This is a genomic window from Streptomyces sp. NPDC037273 (assembly GCF_055603625.1).
In genome coordinates, this window is sequence record NZ_JBVJVO010000004.1 from 187,840 (window position 1) to 203,921 (window position 16,082).

The 16,082-nt window shown below is 73.1% G+C and carries 15 protein-coding genes; 10 read left to right on the forward strand and 5 right to left on the reverse strand.

The window, feature by feature from the left end; all coding sequences use genetic code 11:
- Positions 1–37: 37 nt before the first annotated feature.
- From ACZ7G1_RS13025 to ACZ7G1_RS13040, 4 genes are all read right to left on the reverse strand, one after another.
- Positions 38–919 carry a F510_1955 family glycosylhydrolase gene (locus ACZ7G1_RS13025; protein ID WP_470871492.1) on the reverse strand — a complete coding sequence of 294 codons (882 nt, stop codon included), beginning with the start codon at positions 917–919 and terminating at the stop codon, positions 38–40.
- Between the two features lie 189 nt (positions 920–1,108).
- Positions 1,109–1,744, reverse strand: coding sequence for a DUF305 domain-containing protein (locus ACZ7G1_RS13030; protein ID WP_470871491.1), 636 nt, complete (start codon positions 1,742–1,744; stop codon positions 1,109–1,111).
- A gap of 93 nt (positions 1,745–1,837) precedes the next feature.
- A complete protein-coding gene (locus ACZ7G1_RS13035; protein WP_470871489.1) occupies positions 1,838–2,290 on the reverse strand; it encodes a DUF6153 family protein in 453 nt (150 codons plus the stop codon).
- A gap of 52 nt (positions 2,291–2,342) precedes the next feature.
- Positions 2,343–2,687 carry a tetratricopeptide repeat protein gene (locus tag ACZ7G1_RS13040; protein ID WP_470871488.1) on the reverse strand — a complete coding sequence of 115 codons (345 nt, stop codon included), beginning with the start codon at positions 2,685–2,687 and terminating at the stop codon, positions 2,343–2,345.
- A gap of 149 nt (positions 2,688–2,836) precedes the next feature.
- Between ACZ7G1_RS13040 and ACZ7G1_RS13045 the strand changes: the two genes are divergently transcribed.
- Positions 2,837–3,802 (forward strand): pirin family protein, encoded by a 966-nt coding sequence (locus ACZ7G1_RS13045; protein ID WP_470871486.1) that lies wholly within the window; start codon positions 2,837–2,839, stop codon positions 3,800–3,802.
- Positions 3,803–3,886: 84 nt separating this feature from the next.
- On the opposite strand, the gene ACZ7G1_RS13050 is transcribed toward ACZ7G1_RS13045, so the two are convergent.
- A complete protein-coding gene (locus ACZ7G1_RS13050) occupies positions 3,887–7,339 on the reverse strand; it encodes a molybdopterin-dependent oxidoreductase (RefSeq protein WP_470871484.1) in 3,453 nt (1,150 codons plus the stop codon).
- A 274-nt stretch (positions 7,340–7,613) separates the two neighbouring features.
- Here ACZ7G1_RS13050 and ACZ7G1_RS13055 point away from each other — a divergent pair, with 274 nt between their 5' ends.
- The 9 genes from ACZ7G1_RS13055 (at position 7,614) to ACZ7G1_RS13095 (ending at position 16,030) form a co-directional block, all read left to right on the forward strand.
- On the forward strand, positions 7,614–8,042 hold the full coding sequence (locus ACZ7G1_RS13055) for an XRE family transcriptional regulator (RefSeq protein WP_470871482.1): 429 nt from the start codon (positions 7,614–7,616) through the stop codon (positions 8,040–8,042).
- Positions 8,043–8,388: 346 nt separating this feature from the next.
- Positions 8,389–8,766 carry a hypothetical protein gene (locus ACZ7G1_RS13060; protein WP_470871480.1) on the forward strand — a complete coding sequence of 126 codons (378 nt, stop codon included), beginning with the start codon at positions 8,389–8,391 and terminating at the stop codon, positions 8,764–8,766.
- The gene (locus ACZ7G1_RS13065) at positions 8,763–9,965 is read left to right on the forward strand and encodes an MAB_1171c family putative transporter (protein WP_470871478.1); all 1,203 of its coding nucleotides are present in this window, start codon (positions 8,763–8,765) and stop codon (positions 9,963–9,965) included. Before ACZ7G1_RS13060 ends, ACZ7G1_RS13065 begins: the two co-directional genes overlap by 4 nt.
- Before the next feature lie 198 nt (positions 9,966–10,163).
- Positions 10,164–10,844: a DUF6426 family protein gene (locus ACZ7G1_RS13070; protein ID WP_470871477.1), complete on the forward strand. Its 681-nt coding sequence runs from the start codon at positions 10,164–10,166 to the stop codon at positions 10,842–10,844.
- A gap of 340 nt (positions 10,845–11,184) precedes the next feature.
- Positions 11,185–12,351 carry an alpha-hydroxy-acid oxidizing protein gene (locus tag ACZ7G1_RS13075; RefSeq protein WP_470871475.1) on the forward strand — a complete coding sequence of 389 codons (1,167 nt, stop codon included), beginning with the start codon at positions 11,185–11,187 and terminating at the stop codon, positions 12,349–12,351.
- A gap of 187 nt (positions 12,352–12,538) precedes the next feature.
- Positions 12,539–13,201: a hydrolase gene (locus tag ACZ7G1_RS13080; protein WP_470871473.1), complete on the forward strand. Its 663-nt coding sequence runs from the start codon at positions 12,539–12,541 to the stop codon at positions 13,199–13,201.
- Between the two features lie 5 nt (positions 13,202–13,206).
- On the forward strand, positions 13,207–13,713 hold the full coding sequence (locus tag ACZ7G1_RS13085) for a DoxX family protein (protein ID WP_470871471.1): 507 nt from the start codon (positions 13,207–13,209) through the stop codon (positions 13,711–13,713).
- Between the two features lie 314 nt (positions 13,714–14,027).
- The gene (locus tag ACZ7G1_RS13090) at positions 14,028–14,606 is read left to right on the forward strand and encodes a Dps family protein (RefSeq protein WP_468507853.1); all 579 of its coding nucleotides are present in this window, start codon (positions 14,028–14,030) and stop codon (positions 14,604–14,606) included.
- Positions 14,606–16,030 carry a dihydrolipoyl dehydrogenase family protein gene (locus ACZ7G1_RS13095; protein ID WP_470871469.1) on the forward strand — a complete coding sequence of 475 codons (1,425 nt, stop codon included), beginning with the start codon at positions 14,606–14,608 and terminating at the stop codon, positions 16,028–16,030. The genes ACZ7G1_RS13090 and ACZ7G1_RS13095 overlap by 1 nt, the downstream gene beginning before the upstream one ends.
- The last annotated feature ends 52 nt before the right edge of the window (positions 16,031–16,082 follow it).

A 16,082-nucleotide genomic window follows, 5' to 3' on the forward strand; every position in this document is an offset into this window, starting at 1 on the left:
GCGCCCCGCCCACCGGCTCACACCCCGGCCGCCGTGCTCAGTGGCCGTCCGTCCCCGACGTCACCGCCATCCGCCGCTCGAAACCGGCGCCCGCGTCCTTCGACTCGTACACCCCGTCCTGGGTGGCGACGAGCAGGTGCCGGGCGTCGACGACGGTGAGCGCCTGCGGGGCACCGCCCGGGACGGTGGCGACCCGGGTCCAGGAGGCGCCCCCGTCCGTTCCACGGAACAGGACGCCGCTCGGGTCGACGCCGAAGAGGGCGTCCGGGGCGGCCCAGGAGACGTACGCGAGGACCTGCCCGGAGGCCGGCGCGAAGGTCCTGCCGGCGTCGGTGCTGCGTACGACGCCGCTCTCGGTGGTCGCGAGGACGGTGCCAGCGGCGGGGGAGACCGCGATGTCGAGGGCCCGCAGCGCGGCCCGCTCCTCCCACCGCACACCGTCGGCGCTGACCCGCAGGAGGCCCTTCGCGCTGTCGTAGCCGTACACCGTGGCATCACGGGCCGTGTCGAGCGCGTGGAAGTCCACCTCGCCCACCAGCGACTTCTCCCGCCAGCTGCGCCCCGCGTCCTTCGACGCGATGAGCCCCAGGTCGGAGGGCCCGTCGCCGCCGGGAGCCGGGTGCCCGCTCGCCAGGAAGTCGCCCCCGGCGGTGACCGTGAACCCCATGAAGTCGTCGCGCCGGTCGCCGACCAGCGTCGGCCGGCCTTCGGCGTCGGGGGTGTGGATGCCCTGATGGGTGGCGACGTACAGGGTGCCGTCGCGCATCCCGAGTCCGTGGATGTGGCTGAGCGGCGATCCGGAGCCGGAGTCTTCGCCGGACTCCGTCTTCGAGCAGGCGGTCAGGGTGAGCGCGAGGGCGACGGCGGTGAGGGCGGCGCCGAGGGTGGTGGCCGAGCGGCCGGAGAGGGTGGTCTTCATGGTTCTTTCGCCGAGAGGAGGGTGTGGGCGTACGAGCGGAGGCGCGGGCACGGCGGCCGGGGCGGCCCGTCCGGTGAGGGACGGGCCGCCGTGAGGCGCACGCGCGTGCGTGGACGTGCCCCAGGACCTCTTCGACCGGGCCGGGCTCGAAGCGAGGCGCACGCGCGTGCGTGGACGTGCCGGAACCGGTCAGATTCGGTCGAGGATCTTCCGCAGCTGGTCGACCTCGGCGGACTGGGTCCGGACGACGTCGTCGGCGAGCTTCTTGGCGGTGGCGTTGCCGCCGTCGGCCTGCTCGTCCTTGGCCATGGCGACCGCGCCCTCGTGGTGGGCGATCATGAGCTCGGCGAATTTGCGGTCGAAGGCCTTGCCCTTGGTGGCGGCCAGGTCCTTCATGTCCTGCTCGGACATCATCCCGGCCATGCCGTGGTTCATCGAGGGCGTCTCGGGCTTGCCCCAGCCCTTGAGCCAGGCCTTCATCTTCCGGATCTCCGGGTCCTGGGCGCCCTTGACGGCGGCGACCAGCTTCTTGACCTCGGGGTCCTCGGCGCGGCCGTCGGCGAGCTTGGCCATCTCCAGGGCCTGCTCGTGGTGCGGGATCATCATCTGGGCGAACATGACGTCGGCGTCGTTGAAGTCGCCGGGGGCGCCGGAATCGGCGGCTCCGGAGGCGTCCGCCGACGGCGTGGGGGCGGACGTGCTGCCCCCGTGGTTCATTCCGCTCATCGAGTCGTCGGAGCCGCAGGCGGCGAGCAGGAGGGCGGCCGCGGCGGTGGCGCCGACGAGAGCGATCTTCCTGGTGGTGCGGTTCGTGAAGGCACGCATGTGGTGTTACCTCGTGTGCTGGTCGTACTGACGGAAAAGGGCAGGCCGAAGTCGTTCACGGGCAGCGCGAGGCGCCCGCGGTGGCGAGTCGGCCTAGATCCGCAGGACGGACAGACGTGCGAGGTCGGGGGGCCGGCGCGGCGGCGCGTGCGGCCCCAGCGCGGGCGTGAGCCGCGCGAGGAGGAGGGTGAGCCAGTCGGGACGGCGCGCGAGCGCGGCCCGTACGAGCCCCGCGAGCAGCCAGGCCCCGAGCACGGCCACGCACAGGGTGGTCATGTCCATCCCCGCGCCGGGATCGTGCCGGGCGTCGGAACCGTCGGTGCCACCCGGCGCGTCGGCTCCGTGCGCCGCCGTCGCCGGGCCCGTGGCGTCGGAACCGTGGGCGGCCACGGCGTGGGTCCCGCCGGTGCCGTGGTCCGCGTCGGAGCCCCCGGGGTGTCCGACGGCGTGCATCAGGAACACGCCGAGCGCGAGCACGACGACGAGCAGAAGGTGCGCGATGGCACCTCCTGCTCGTCTGCCGCGTTCCGCTCGGTGTGTACGCACAGCCAGGACCTCCTGGCCGCCGAATATACCGTGCGGGGGTATCAGGCCGGCGTCAGGACGGGAGCTCGCCCGCCATCGCGGCGGCCATCCGCAGGTGCGGGGCGGCCTCGTCGGCGCGTCCCTGGCGCTCCAGGGTGCGGCCGAGCATCAGGCGGGCGTAGTGCTCGACCGGGTCGCGGTCGAGGACGGCCCGGAGCTCGGTCTCGGCCTTGGAGAGCTGGGCGGAGTGGTAGTAGGCGCGGGCGAGCAGGAGCCGCTGGGCCGTCTGCTCCGGGTGCTCGGCGACGAGGCCGACGAGGATGCGGACGGCGGTTCCGTACTCCTTCGCGTCGAAGAACAGCCGGGCGCGGTCCCAGCGCTCGCCGGCCGTTCCGAACTCGTAGTACGTGTCGCTCACTTGCAGTCCCTTTCCAGAGTCCCGGATCTGCCACCCTGTGGGGTGGTCGATCACGTCAACACGGCGGGATGGTTGAACATTCCACCAAGGTCGCCCGCCCCGGGAGCGCCACGCCACCCGGAATCCGGACAGGAAGAGGTTGAGGGGCCATGAGCAATCTTGATCGTCAGGCCGAGGCGACCGTGTGCGGCGGCCGGGGCTTCGTCGTCGCCGAGCCCGTACGGGAGCTGCTCAGCCCCCGGCGCGTCCAGCTCGGCGAGTCGACCGAGGTCCGGCGGCTGCTCCCCAACCTCGGCCGCCGCATGGTCGGCGCCTGGGCCTTCGTCGACCACTACGGCCCCGACGACATCGCCGACGAGCCCGGCATGCAGGTCCCGCCGCACCCGCACATGGGACTCCAGACCGTCAGCTGGCTCCACGAGGGCGAGGTCCTGCACCGCGACTCCACGGGCAGCCTGCAGACCATCCGCCCGCGCGAGCTGGGCCTGATGACCTCCGGCCGGGCCATCTCCCACTCGGAGGAGAGCCCCCGCCCGCACGCCCGTCTCCTCCACGGCGCCCAGCTCTGGGTCGCCCTCCCCGACGCCCACCGTCACGTCGAGCCCCACTTCCAGCACCACGCCGAGCTGCCCCACGTCACCGCCCCCGGCCTCACCGCCACCGTCATCCTCGGCAGCCTCGACGGTGCCACCTCGCCCGGCACCACGTACAGCCCCCTCGTCGGCGCCGACCTCGCCCTCGCCGCCGGCGCCGAGGCCCGCCTCCCCCTCGACCCCGACTTCGAGTACGCCGTCCTCGCCATGTCCGGCGAAGCCCACGTCGACGGCGTCCCCGTCCTCCCCGGCTCCATGCTCTACCTCGGCTGCGGCCGCACCGAACTCCCCCTCCGCGCCCTCTCCGACGCCGCCCTCATGCTCCTCGGCGGCGAGCCCTTCGAAGAGGAACTCGTCATGTGGTGGAACTTCGTCGCCCGCACCGACGAGGAGATCCGCCAGGCGAGGGAGGACTGGATGAAGGGCGACCGCTTCGGCGAGGTGAAGGGGTACGACGGGGCCCGCCTGGACGCCCCGGAGGTGCCGGTGAGCCCCCTCAAGGCCCGCGGTCGGGTGCGCTGAACCGGTGTTCTCCGGGTCTGGGCGGCCGAAGGCCGACCTGTCGCCGATTTCACCGACGTCCCGTCAGGGCGTCACAGCGCGGGCTCACGCGTCGAGAACCAGGTCCGAGGTCGGTAGGGACTGGCAGGTGAGGACTTCGGACTCGGGGAAGTCCTCGGAGGGAGGCACCAGATGGGTCGCGGTCCCCTTGAGGACCGCGCAGGCGCAGCTTTCGCACTGGCCGACGCGGCAGCCCTTGGGCATGTCGATTCCGGCGGCCTCGCCGAGATCGAGGAGGACGCCGTCGCCCTTGCGCCACCGAGCACTGCGGCCACTACGTGCGAAGGTGACGGTGTACTCGGCGTCGTCGGGAACCGTCACGTCCCTGCGGAGGGGGCGGAACTTCTCGCTGAACACCTCGAACCGTGGAACTCCTCGGCTGATCAGCGCGTCGGTGAGCGCGTCCAGCATCGGCTGGGGGCCGCACATGTAGAAGCGTGCGCGCTGTCCGAACAGGGCGGGATCGATGTCGTCGACACCTATGAAGCCTTCTCGGTCGTAGTCGCGTCCCGGCGTGTCCGTCGCCGCAGGGGTGGCGTAGTGATCGACGACCGTCAGGGCCGGTATCAGGCCGGCCAGTTCGCGCAGCCGGTCCTTGAACGGGTGGTCGGAGCCGTTGGCGTTGCCGTGGTGCAGGACCACGCGGGGGACCGAGCCGCCCGTGGCGGCGAGGGTTTCGAGGTAGCTGAGGAAGGGCGTGACGCCGATGCCGCCGGCGAGCAGCACCACGGGGTTTTCCGCGTGGGTGGGGATGGCGAACACGCCGCTGGGGCTCGTCAGGTGGAGCCGGTCGCCGACTGCCGCCTCTTCGTGCAGCCAGGTGGTGAAAGCGCCGCCGGGGATCCTGCGCACCGCGATCCGGTAGTCGAGGCGGTCCGCTTCGAGGGCGGGTCCGATGAGGGAGTAGCCGCGCTCCTGGGAGGGGTCCTGGATGGCGCCGTCCCGGTTCTCCGCGCGGACGGTCAGATGCTGGCCGGGCCGGTAGTCGGGCAGCGGGCCGCCGTCCTGTGGCGCCAGCCGGAGGGTGCGGACGCCGGGGCTGGTCTCGGTCATGGAGACGATGGTGAAAGCACGTGTGCCCGCCCAGCCGGTGTCGCCGGCCGCCGGGGTGATCCGGCACGCGGCCGACCGCAGGGGAGCGGAGCCGCTGAGCGGGTCGGTCACGCCGTGGCCGATGAGGCGGTTGAAGTTGCTGCCCGCCTCGTCCGTCGGGCCGGCGCCCGGCAGGGCCAGGTCAGGGGCGTCCTGCCACCAGCCGTACTCGCCGACGACGACCGAGGGGTGCAGGGAGTCGTCGAGGCGGGCGCGCAGCCTGATGGCTCCCAGCCGGGTGGCGACCTCGACCCACTGGCCCGCGGTGATGCCGTGCGCGGCCGCGGTGCGGGGGTGGATGTCGACCGAGGGATCGGATGCGCGACGGCGCAGCGAAGTCACCGACCGTTGCTGGCTGTGGACGAAATAGCCGTGCTTGGCGCAGGTGAGCACGAGCGGATACTCGGCATCCGTGGGGGTGGGGTCGCGATGCTCGGGGACAGGCGGATACCCGTGTTCGAGCAATCGCTCGGAGTAGAACTCCACGCGCCGGGTGGGCGTCGCGAAGCCCGTCACGGCGCCTTCCCGGCCGTGGTCGTCACGGCTCGTGTCCGGGGCGGCGTACTTGTGGTACTTCTCCTCCCTGGGGACGCGCACGCCGCCGGAGGCGCGACGCAGATCGCCGACGGTGAGGCCGAGCGGTTCGAGCTGCCAGTTCCAAGCGGCTTCGATGTCGCCGTCGAAGAACTCCGCGCCCATCCCCAGACGGCAGGCGAGATCGAAGACGACCTCGGTGTCGCTGCGCGACCGGCCCTGTGGTTCGACCAGTCGGGGCCGCAGCTGGACGTGCTCCTGGGCGCGGTGGCTGATCTCGAAGCCGAAGCGCAGGGCCTCGTGTTCGTACGCGCTGCTGACCGGGAGAACCAGGTCGGCGGTGGTGCTGGTCGGGTTGTGGAAGAGATCGAGGTGGACCTGGAACTCGAGCGCGGCCAAGGCCTGCGCGGTGCGGTCGGAACCCGGCTGGGAGACGACGAGGTTCGAGCCGAAGCCGATCAGGGCGCGCACCCGGTAGGGACGGCCTGTCTCGATGGCCGTGCACAGGTCCCCGGAGTTGATGTAGCCGGTGGTCTGCGGGCCCAGGGGGTGTTCGGCGAGGCCGAGGGCCTTGGCGCGCTGGACGGGGTCGATCTGCCCGGGGAAGGACGCCGGGTTGTACGCCGGGGCGGGCACGACGTGGTTGCCCCCGGGGCTGTCGAAACTGCCGGTCAGCGCGTAGAGGGTCGCGAGGGCCCGCTCCGTCTGCGTGGCGTTCGCGCTCTGTCCGACCCCGGTCCAGCCGTAGTACGTGACTGAGGAAGCGGCCGCGATGTCGTCGGCGAGGGCGCGGATCTCCCGCTCGGGGATCCAGGTGGCGGCCGCGACGCGGTCCACGGGCCAGGCGGCACAGGCGTCGGCATACCGCTCGAAAGCGGGCAGGCACGCGGCGACCGAACCGTCACGGAGGGTGATGTCGCGGGTGCCGCGCAGGGCGAAGCGTTCGGGTCGGAGGGCGGCGCGGGTGGTGTCGTACGGCTCGGCCCGCCCCGCCTCCTTGTCGAACACGACGAATGCGGGGAGGGAGCCGTCCGCCGGGTCGTCGCAGGCGCCGGGTAGCTCGTTCGCGCGCAGGAAGCGTCCGCTGTCGCCGCGGACCAGAAGCGGGGCGTTGGTCCAGGCCCGGACGAAGGTCTCGTCGTAGCGGCCGCTGCTGATGAGCAGGTGGGCCAGGCCCAGGGCCAGGGCCGCGTCGGTTCCCGGCCGGACGCGCAGCCACCGGTCGGCGCGCAGGGCGCTGGTGGACCGGCGCGGGTCGACCACGGCGAGCTTGGTGCCCTTCGCCTGGGCGGCGGAGAGGGCGGCGGACTGGGCGAGCCAGGTCTTGGCGGGGTTGAAGCCCCAGAGCAGGGCGAGGTCGGCGTTGGCGTAGTCGGGCGGGGGCAGGGGGCTGCCGAAGGTGAAGGCGTGCGCGACGTCCTTGTGCCAGTTGCAGATCTCCGCGCTGTACACGGTGTTCGGGCTGCCGAAGCCGCGGACGAAGCGCTCGATCCACTCGGTGGCGTCGGACACCATGGTCCCGGAGGGCGTCGCCACGGCGAACGCGACCGCCTCGGGGCCGCTCTGCGCCGAGATGGTCCTGAGCCTCTCGGTGATCTCCTCCATCGCCTCGTCCCACGAGACGGGCACCCAGCCCGGATCCGGGTCGGACTTGGGGTTGGTCCGGCGCAGGGGAGTCGTCAGCCGGCGGGTGCTGTGGGCGATCTCAGGGGCGGACCGGCCCTTGGGGCACATCGCCGTGCCGGTCGGATGGTCCGGGTCGGGCCGCACACCGGTCAGCCGATGGTCCTCGATCGTGAAGACCGCCCCGCAGCGCGACTTGCAGAGGGTGCAGAACCCCCGCTTCTCCTGGATCACGGCTGCCTCCCGCACTCGGGTACTCACCTTCCATCCAACGGGCCGCGTGCCCGCCGGACGAGCGGCGAGGGTCCCGGACCCGGGGGCCATGGGTCACCAGCGGGGCGAGCCCTTCGGCCCGGCCCGTGCGTGGCCGTCGCACGGCGCGCGCTCGAGCCCCACGAGAACGGCCCCACCGTGCTCGGGTTGTCAACTGGAATGAATTCGAGCCATTGTCACGTCAGCTGGGATGAATGGCGCTTGGCTATGCTTGCCCGCACGGGCGGGGCCGAGCGGTGGGAGGGAAGCGATGGTGGCAGGCGGGGCCGAAGCGGTCACCCTCGCCGAACGGATCGAGCGGCTCTTCCAGACCGTACGCCGGTCCAACCGCGAGCCGTACAGCAACGAGGAAGTGGCCCGCGCCTGCCGGGAGGCGAGCGGCGAGAGCTTCTCCGCCACCTACCTCTGGCAGCTGCGGACCGGTCGGCGGGACAACCCGACGAAGCGTCATCTGGAGGCGCTGGCACAGTTCTTCCAGGTGCCCGCGGCCTACTTCTTCGAGGACGAGCAGAGCCGGCGGATCTCCGAGCAGCTGGCCCTGCTGGGCGCCCTGCGCGACGCCGAGGTGCGCGACGTCGCCCTGCGGGCGGTGACGCTCTCCCCGGAAGGGCTCGGCACCATCAGCGACATGATCGAGGCCATCGCCCGCCGAGAAGCCGAGGCGAGGAGACAGGCGTGAGCCGGTGCTGAGGGGCGTGCGGCGGCGCGCCCTGTGGCGCCGATGCCGCCGGATCGCGGACAGCCTGCCCCTGCCCGATCCGCTGGACATCCCGGCCCTAGGGGGTGTCTTGCCGATCAGGCCGGGCTCGCGGCGTCTGGCACCGCGCCTCGCCGCGTTGTCGTCGGTCGGCATGGCTCCGCCATGACTCCCTCCTCCGCCTTGCGATGCACGGCACCAGACGCCGCTCCCTGATCCGGCCTGATCGACAAGACACCCCCTAGGCCCCGCGCTCTCCGAGCGGTTCGGCCGGCCGGTCGAGTTGCTGCCGATCCCGTCGGGCTCGCTCGGCACCTGCGGGCTCCTGGTGAGCACCGACCGTGCCGAGTACATCGGCTATCCCAGCGACACCAGCGCACTGCACCAGCTGCACATCGTGCTCCACGAGGTCGGCCACCTGCTCTGTGGTCACCGCCACCGCGGGCCGCTGGCCGAATCCTCCGCCATCCGGAGCCTGGCACCGCACCTCTCCGACGAACTGGTCCACCGGGTCCTGGGGCGCGGCGCGTACACCGACCCCCAGGAGCAGGAGGCCGAGCTTTTCGCCACCCTGGTCCTGCACCGGGTGTCGGCCGACCGCCCCGACCCCCCGCCCGGTCCGGCGGGACCGACCCGCCGGGCGGCCGTCCTCGGCCAGCTCTTCGACACCCCGTCGCACCGGACCGGCGTGGACCCCGACGCATGACGGGAGCCCTGCCGGCGGTCGTGGGCGCCGTCGCGGTCGCCTGCGCCGGCTTACGGATCGCGCTCCGGCGCCGCATCCCCCTGCGCTCCGGGGGTCGTTACCTCATCTCCTTCGCGCTCGGCCTCGGTCTCGCGATGGTGCTGCAGCCCTTCGCCCGGGTCGCCCCCGGCGAGACGGCCGGCCCGCTGACCCGCACCCTTCCCCTGCTGTGCACCGAACTCAAGCTGCTGGCCGAGACTTCCGTGGCCCTGCTGGCCCACACCGTGCGGCCGGACGCCGCACGCCGCACCCGAGCCCGCCGGCAAGCCACCGCCTCGGCCCTGGTGATGGCCGCCACCGCCGTCCTGTACGCGGCGGCCGCGCCCACCCTCGCCGGAGGCGAGATCGTCATCGCGGACGGCGCACGCCCCCTCATGGCCGCGTACTACCTGCTCTTCACCGTGCACAGCCTCTGGTGCGTCGGCCTCTACACCCGGGCGGTGCACCACTCCGCCCGACAGCTCGGACCCGGACCGCTGCGCACCGGTCTGCGACTGGTCGTCGCGGGTGGAGCGGTGGGCCTCCTGCGGTCCGCGCTGAGCGTCCAGGCCGTGCTGGTCGTGCTCCGGGTCGGCCGGGTGTTCCTCACCGGCGGCGCGGTCCTCGCCCTGCCCACCCTCGCGCTCACCGTCGCCGGACTGACCCTCACGGCCTGGACGGCCCGCCTCTCGGCCCTCGCGCGCCGGTTACGGGCCTGGCGCAGCCACCGGCGGATCGGCCCGCTCTGGTCCGCCCTGCGCGCCGCCCATCCGGACATCTGCCTCGCCCTGCGCGCCGGTTCGGGCGCCTCACCGGGATTCGCCCTCTACCGGCGGGTGATCGAGATCCGCGACGCCCAGCTCGCCTTGCGCCCCTTCGTCCACCCGGAGGCGTCACGCTGGGCGGCGGAGGCGGGCGTGGCCGGGCCCGGCGCGGCCGAGGACGACCGGCGGCGGCAGGCGGCCGTGGTCGAGGCGGCGGTGGTCGCGGCAGCCCTGGAAGCCGCGGCCGCCGGCCGTCGCTACCCGCGGTCGACCGGCCCGGAACAGGCCCCGAGTGCGCCGTCGACCGACCTGGACGCCGAAGCGGACTGGCTGATCCTGGTCTGCGAGGCGTTCACCCACTCGCCGGTGGTCGAGGCCGTCCGCCGTCGGATCCGCGTCGAGCTCGACGCGGGCTGACTCCCGCCGTACCCCTCCCGGCCCCAGCCCTCCAGGCGCGGGGGACCGGCATCGCGTCACGCACCTCTCATTCATTTCAGCTGATTGGCGGATGGCTTGAATTCACGCTGGCTGACGCCTGGGAACCGTGTCAGTGTTCCGTCGCCCGGGCGATCGAGGAATCGCCCGGGCTCGTGACCACGTCCGTGAGGAGAACTCATGAAGTTCCGTGCGTCCTTGACCGCCGTCGCCCTCGGCGCCGCGCTGATCACCGCCGTGCCCGCCGCGGTGGCCCCGAACCTTGCCGTCGCCGACGGCGACTGCGGCTGGGACTACTGGCCCGACGCCTGGGGAGGCGAGGGCGGCTGCATGACGACCTACACGCAGAAGATCGACTGGAGCGGCGGCGAGCTCGGCGACCTGTACAACATGGGGCGGGTCGAGATCGTGGGGAAGCGTCAGTACGTGGCACGCCCGGAGGTCCCCGTCGCGGTTCCGGGCGGTGGCGGGTCCGGAGGCGAGACCAGCGGTGGCGGGTCCGGCGGCGGCATACGCGTCTGGAGCACGGGGCCGAAGTGGACCGTGAAGCACGACTGCCTGGAGAACAACTCCCCGGCTCCCCAGAAGTTCACCCAGTCGTCCACCTACACCGTCAACTACGAAGCCAGCGAGAACGCCTCGGTGAAGGCCCTCGAAGTGCTCAACGTCCAGCTCGGCACGAAGCTGAACTCCACGATCACCAGGACCACGGGCTGGGAGATCACCATCGCCGCCGGCCAGCGCTTCGCGCTCGGCGTGGAGTACCAGACCGTCACCTACATGGTCACCACCGGCTACAACTCCGTCGAATTCGTCAACGTCACCGCCCCGACCGCCACCATCGCCGGCGTCCCCTGCTGACGTCCCGTACGCCTGCGCCACTCTGTACCCGGCGGCGGAGCTCCCGTACGGAAGAGGTCTTGAAGTGCCAGACCTCTTCCACGGGCAGCTACGCCGCGGGGCGTGGCGGCGGGCCGCCCGGCACCACGGCCCGCCCGGCTCACCCGGGTCTCCCGGACGCTGCTGGACAGGGCCCTCGCCGATGCCGGGGTGGCGCGTCGTGATGTCGAACTGCCATGGTCCAGCCAGCTGTTCGACCTGACCCGGGGCAACGCCGACACTCGGATCTCCGCCGGGGTGGTCGAGCAGTTCCAGCAGTGGTACGTCCACTGCCCCCGGCACCCCCACAGGACGGTACGAGATGACGCATCAGCAGTTCGGCGACTACCAGAACGAGATCTACTTCGACGGCCTGAGTGGCGTGCTGCCCGCGCTGCCCATGGCGTTCGACGAGCTGGAGGCGAAGGCCCTGGCCGCCCTCCCGCCGTCCGTCCGGTCCTATGTGGCCGGCGGGGCCGGGGACGAGCACACCCAGCGCGCCAACGTCCGCGCCTTCGAGCGGTGGGGTCTGTATCCGCGGATGATGGTCGGCGCCACCCGCCGGGACATGGCGGTGGACCTCTTCGGCCACACCCTGCCCTCGCCCCTCTTCATGGCACCCGTCGGCGTGATCGGGCTCTGCGCCCAGGACGGCCACGGCGACCTGGCCACCGCCCGCGCGGCGGCCCGTACGGGGGTGCCGATGGTGGCCTCCACCCTGAGCGTGGACCCGCTGGAGCAGGTCGCCGCCGAATTCGGCGACACCCCGGGCTTCTTCCAGCTCTACACCCCCACCGACCGCGACCTGGCCGCGAGCCTCGTCCACCGCGCCGAGGCGGCCGGGTTCAAGGGCATCGTCGTCACCCTCGACACCTGGATCACCGGCTGGCGCCCGCGCGACCTCGGCGCGGGCAACTTCCCCCAGCTGCGCGGCCACTGCCTCGCCAACTACTTCGGCGACCCGGTCTTCCGGGCACGGCTGGCCAAGTCTCCCGAGGAAGACCCCGGGGCCGCGATCCTGGAGTGGGTGGGGATCTTCGGCAACCCCCTGACCTGGAACGACCTTCCCTGGCTGCGCTCGCTCACCGACCTGCCGATCATCCTCAAGGGCATCTGCCACCCCGAGGACGTCCGCCGCGCCAAGGACGGCGGAATCGACGGCGTCTACTGCTCCAACCACGGAGGCCGGCAGGCCAACGGCGGCCTGCCCGCCCTCGACGCGCTGCCCGCCGTGGTCGAGGCCGCCGACGGCCTGCCCGTCCTCTTCGACTCCGGCGTCCGCGGCGGCGCCGACGTGATCAAGGCCCTCGCCCTCGGCGCCACGGCCGTCGGCGTCGGCCGCCCCTACGCCTACGGACTCGCCCTCGGCGGCACGGACGGCATCGTCCACGTCCTGCGCTCACTGCTCGCGGAAGCCGACCTGATCATGGCCGTGGACGGCTACCCGGCCCTGACCCACCTCACCCGCGAGGCCCTCGTACGCCTCTGAGCACGCCCCTGCGGGAAAGGCCGGTCAGCGGATCGCCGCCGGCCGCGGACCGGCCGGTTGTGCGCCGTGGTGCCAACGCCGGGGCGCGGGAGGTCAAATCGGTCGGTCGGGGCGCTCGTAGCTTGAGGGGGTGCCGAGCCGCGGGAGGCGGTGGGCACGTCGTGGACAGCTTCGAAAGGACCCCTCAATGTTCGACGTCGACAAGGTGCAGGCCGCTCCGAGCAAGGATCTGCTGACGCCCGACAACTCGGTCATGCTCTTCGTGGACCACCAGCCGCAGATGTTCTTCGGCACGGGCAGCGGCGACCGGGCCGCGATCATCAACAGCACGGTGGGACTGGCCAAGGCGGCCCGGGCGTTCGACGTGCCGGCCGTTCTGACCACGGTCGCCGCCGAGTCCTTCTCGGGCCCCCTGCTGCCGCAGCTCGCCGAGGTGTTCCCGAAGAACGAGATCATCGACCGCACCACCATGAACGCCTGGGAGGACGAGGCGCTCGTGGCGGCGGTCAAGGCGACCGGACGCAAGAAGATCATCCTGTCGGGCCTGTGGACCGAGGTCTGCCTGGTGCTGCCGGCGCTCTCGGCGCTCGAGCAGGGCTACGAGGTGTACGTCGTGTCCGACGCCTCCGGCGGCGTCAGCCCGGCGGCCCACGAGCACGCCCTGCAGCGGATGATCGCCGCCGGCGCCGTCCCGGTGACCTGGGTCCAGGTCCTCCTGGAGCTGCAGCGCGACTGGGCGCGCCAGGAGACGTACGGCGCCGTCATGGAGATCGTCAAGGCCCACGCGGGCGCGTATGGCCTGGGTGTCGTCTACGCCCAGAGCGTCATTGGCGCCCACGCGGCCGGCTGACCCCCGTGGACACCGGCATTCTGATCCTGCGTCTGCTGGTGGGACTGCTCGTCGCCGGCCACGGTGTGCAGAAGGTCAGCTCGCACCTGGGCGGCAAGGGCCTGGAGGGCGGCACCGAGGAGTTCCGTGCCGACGGCTTCCGCGGCGGTGTCCTCACCGCCCTGGCGGCGGGCGGCGGTCAGATCGGCTCGGGCCTGCTGCTCGCCGCCGGCCTCCTCACCCCGCTCGCCGCGACCGGCACCATCGGGGTCATGACGGTCGCGCTCACCGTGAAGTGGCGCCACGGGCTCTGGGTGCAGAACGACGGGTACGAGTACCCGCTCGTCCTCATCGTCACCGCCGCGGCCCTCGCCGCCACCGGCCCGGGCGCCTGGTCCCTCGACGCAGCCCTCGGCCTCACCCCGTACCCGCTGTGGTGGGCCGCCCTCGCCCTCGCGGCCGGACTCGGCAGCGGCCTCCTCACCCGGCTCGTCCTGCACCGGCTCCCCGCCCCGGCGAACGCCGAACGCTGAGCGCGCGCCGCGCGAGCTGGGGCACGCCCTCCCGGTCCCCGCGCCGCGCGGACCGGGGCCCGCCCTCCGCGTCCCCGCGCCGCGCGAGCCGGGGCCCGCCCTCCGCGTCCCCGCGCCCCGCGGATCGGGGCCGCCCTCCGCGTACCCCCGGCCCCGGGCGCCACGCCCCCCGTAACCCGGCCCGGGCGCCGCGCCCTCCGTACCCGGCCCGGGCGGCCACGCCCCCCGTACCCCGGCCCGGGCGGCCGCGCCCCCGTACCCCGACCCGGCCGGCCGGCCCTTCCCCACCCTTCCCTCCCGAACTGGAGCACCCGATGGACACCCTCACGACCCCGCACGGCGGCGGCCAGCCGCTGCTGCACCAGAAGGGCGCCGAGACGCAGGCGTTCGGCACGCTGAAGCAGCTGCCGATCGGGCTCGGTCACGACACCCGCATGTACGCGTGCCAGCGGCTGAACCGCGTGCTCGCCGACACGCAGATCCTGTACTCCCTGTACAAGAAGCACCACTGGCTCATGCGCGGGGCGACGTTCTACTCGCTGCACCTGATGCTGGACAAGCACGCGGAGGCCCAACTGGCGATCGTGGACGCGCTGGCCGAGCGGGTCCAGAGCCTGGGCGGCGTCGCTGTCGGGGACCCGCGTCACGTCGCGGAGCTGACGTCGATCCCCAGGCCGCCGGATGGTGTCGAGCCGGTCCCGGTGATGCTGTCCCGGCTCCTGGACGCGCACGAGCGGATCCTGATCGACGCCAGGGACGCCGCCGCCCGGCTGGCCGGTGAGGGTGACGAGGGCAGCGCCGACCTGCTCGTCTCCGATGTGATCCGCACTGGCGAGGCGCAGGTGTGGTTCCTGGCGGAGCACCTCGTCGACACGCCTCTGGTGCGCGGCTGATGGACACGTACGACGTCGTCGTGGTCGGCGGTGGACCGGGCGGTGAGGTCGTCGCCGACCGGGTCGTGCGGTCCGGCCTGACCGCCGTCGTCGTCGAGGCCGACGCGGTGGGCGGCGAGTGTTCCTACCGTGCCTGCGTGCCGAGCAAGGCGCTGCTGCGGCCCGGTGCGGCCCTTGCGGAGGCCCGGGCGGTGGACGGGTCCCGGCAGGCGGTCACGGCGGCGCTCGACCCCGCGCGCGTGTTGGCCCGCCGTGACCGCTTCACCGGGCGCGGCGACGACACCGGGCAGGCCGAGTGGCTCGACGGTGCGGGCATCGCGCTCGTACGGGGACACGGGCGGCTCGCGGGCGAGCGCCGGGTGGAGGTCACGGGGGCCGACGGCGTCGTCCGTACGCTGGCGGCCCGGCGCGCGGTCGTCGTCTGCACCGGCACGGAACCCGCCCTGCCGGCCGTCGAGGGGCTCGACCGGATCGGCGTGTGGACCAACCGGCAGGCCACGACGGCCGACGCGGTGCCCGAGCGGCTCGTCGTCATCGGCGGGGGAGTGGTGGCCTGCGAGATGGCCACCGCGTGGCGTTCGCTGGGCGCCTCCGTCACCCTCCTCGTCCGCGACCAGGCTCTGCTGACCGGCTGGGAGCCGTGTGCCGGCGAAGAGGTCACCCGGGGGCTGAGCGACCTGGGCGTCACCATCCGCTTCGGGGTGGCGGCCGTCCGGGTCGCCCGTGACGACGCCACCCGCGCGGTGACCGTGCACACCGACGACGGCACCGCCCTCGTCTGCGACGAGGTCCTCGCCGCCGTCGGACGGCGCCCGCGCACCTCGGACCTGGGCCTGCACTCCGTGGGCCTGCCGGCCGGCGACTGGCTCCCGGTGGACGACACGTGCCGCGTCACCTCGGTCGACGGCGACTGGCTGTACGCCGTCGGTGACGTGAACCACCGCGCGCCGCTGACCCACATGGCCAAGTACCAGGCCCGTGCCTGCGCGGCGGCCATCGCCGAGCGGGCGGCGGGACGCCCCGCCGACACCGGCGACCGGCAGCCGTGGAGCGCGGAGGCCGACCACATCGCCGTCCCGCAGGCCGTCTTCACCCGCCCGGAGGTCGCGAGCGTCGGACTCACGGAACGCGCCGCTCGCGAAGCGGGTCTGACGGTACGCGCGGTGGAGTACCGCATCGACGACGTCGCCGGCGCCGCCCTCCACGCGGACGGCTACCGCGGCCTCGCCAAGCTCGTCGTCGACGAGCCCCGAGGAGTCGTCGTCGGCTGCACGCTCACCGGCCCGATGGCGACCGAGCTCCTCCACACCGCCACCGTCGCCATCGTGGGCGAGGTCCCCCTGGCGCACCTCTGGCACGCCGTGCCCGCCTTCCCGACGGTCAGCGAGGTCTGGCTCCGGCTCCTGGAGTCGTACGGCCTGTGAAGCGGGCCGCAGCTGAAGTTCCGCGCTCTCCCGCCCGACCGGGCACGTCCGA